Origin of the sequence: Phocaeicola sp. RTP21359st1_B8_RTP21360_211022 (genome assembly GCF_040911965.1) — a bacterium.
Classification (GTDB): Bacteria; Bacteroidota; Bacteroidia; order Bacteroidales; family Bacteroidaceae; genus Phocaeicola; species Phocaeicola vulgatus.
The window spans coordinates 1-2,027 of sequence record NZ_JBDFXP010000111.1; the positions used below are offsets into that span (position 1 = coordinate 1).

Annotated in this window: 3 protein-coding genes; 2 read left to right on the forward strand and 1 reads right to left on the reverse strand. The window is 39.0% G+C overall.

Going from position 1 to position 2,027, the window contains the following annotated elements:
- Together AB5062_RS22600 and AB5062_RS22605 are read left to right on the forward strand one after the other, a co-directional pair.
- Nucleotides 1–698: hypothetical protein (locus tag AB5062_RS22600; RefSeq protein WP_227194305.1), on the forward strand; the 698-nt coding region annotated here is incomplete at its 5' end.
- A 319-nt stretch (nt 699–1,017) separates the two neighbouring features.
- On the forward strand, nt 1,018–1,323 hold the full coding sequence (locus AB5062_RS22605) for a hypothetical protein (protein ID WP_005841735.1): 306 nt from the start codon (nt 1,018–1,020) through the stop codon (nt 1,321–1,323).
- Nucleotides 1,324–1,626: 303 nt separating this feature from the next.
- Here the strand turns inward: AB5062_RS22605 and AB5062_RS22610 are convergent.
- On the reverse strand, nt 1,627–2,027 hold a 401-nt coding region (locus AB5062_RS22610; RefSeq protein WP_227194303.1), incomplete at its 5' end, for a hypothetical protein.

The window sequence follows — 2,027 nt, forward strand, 5'->3', positions numbered from 1 at the left end:
CGAACAGTACTTTGCAGGCGAACTTTTCAAAAGCCGGTAAAACGTTCTATTTCTCCATCCGGACAGGAAGAGGCAAACTGGATGTCTTTGATGAACGTGGTGAAACCACATTGCTGCCATCTGCTTCAGAAATAGTATTGAATCTTTCACCGGATGATGAAAACTTGGAACGAGGTGGTTACCTGATATCTCCAGAGCCGGAATCCGGTTGGAAATATGGAGAGGATGAATGGTATGTGAATGGCAACGGGATACCCTCCGGACAATATGGTCAATATTTATTTACGTACAATGATTACAGCCGTTATCCTGATGGAAGCAGATTCGTATACGATTTCAAAGCGGACAATCCTATAAAGGTGACTATACAGACTGGCATGTGGAGTAACAATTCTTTCTCCTTGTATACGCACGGTGATTTCAGAATTGGCTTTTCTGCTACCGGTCTGAGTTCCGGTCAGCAAACCCGTGAGTTCTCATATGGAGACCGGGTAACAATATATGCGGATGGTGCGGATTATGCCGTACCGGGAGAAGGTGACCGCTGGAGATATAACTATCTGAGAGGTTTCTTTACTACCGGATGGCAGGCTTTGGACGATCTTGGGGAATACTCCCAGACATCAGCCGGTTCATATTCATTTACAGCGACAAAGGATATAACTATTAACATTGTATTCATGCCCACTATCAGATAAAATACAAGGGCTGTCTTAAAAAAATGACTTGACAGCCTCTTGTTATGATAGCCTTTATCTTGTCATACAAAATAAAAAAGGACCTGTAACAGAAGTTAATGTGCAACAGATTTTGGTTTTACGCACAAAATAGGCGGAATTCCTGCCTATTTTTATAAGTGTGGAAACATTCTACATCAGACCACACTATATGAGGATTATTTCCATTTTTTACATAATAAAAAAATGACAATTGACTGATAATCAGAATAAATATTCTTTTGGCATGGGAATTGTCCTATCATTATCGTAAAACAATAACCATTAAAAATATAAGATTATGAAAAAATTTTTTGTTGCAGTAGCATTGGTAATGGGATTAGGAACAACAGTGGCATTTGCCGAAAATTTGACCTCAGGTGTTGAAACAGTCATGGCAGTAAATGATTTCACCCCTATTGAAGTGAAAGACCTTCCGGCAGCGGTAACGGAAGCAATTGCCAAAAATTTTGCGGAATCAACCGTCAAGGAAGCGGCGGTGGAAGCGGCAGAGGATGGCAGCAAGACTTATCAGGTTGTTCTGACAGACAAGGAGGGAGCTGAAAGTACGGTGTTCTTCAATGAGAAAGGTGAAATACTGAAATAATATATTTTGCGTCTTTCTTGATAAAGAACTGAATTTGCCCTCATAAGAAGAGAACAGTTCTTATCAAAAGATACAGGGTCTTTATAAATAATTTCATTCATAAAGATTGTCGTTTTTTACTAATATTGAACCGTTTTTACAGGAGCAACTGTCCGAGATGAACAGTTGCTCTTTTTAATTTTTATGTTGCCGTTCATAACTGCCAGTACATTGTGAAAATCTATTTTAAGTATCCAATAGTTTGGCAGAGAAAGATGAGGTGTCAAAACACTGACATAACCTCATCTGTAATGCGAAATTAGATCAAAAAATATACCTATAGTTTCCAATTACCTTATCAACTTTGCCAACATTTGAAATAGGTTCATTGGAGCAAACAGTGACACCATCCACAACCAAAGTGAATGATTTTTCTTTGCTGGTCATGCTCTCAGACACCTCACCGTTATATCTGTCATAACTATCCAATCGTGATGCTGGAGATCCCGATGTGACTGCAAAGGTATAATTTTCCTCCCAAGAGTCGTAATTTCCTCTATCATCTTCCCGTTCTGTGATTTCAACACCATAAACAGTGTAAGTCGCTGAATGACCTGAGGTAACAGAAACAGATCTGGTTAATTGTCCCATTAAAACTTCATCTTTGAAAGAGACATTTATAATCGTAACAGATTGTTTAAAGTTCGCCTGCAAAGTACTGTTCG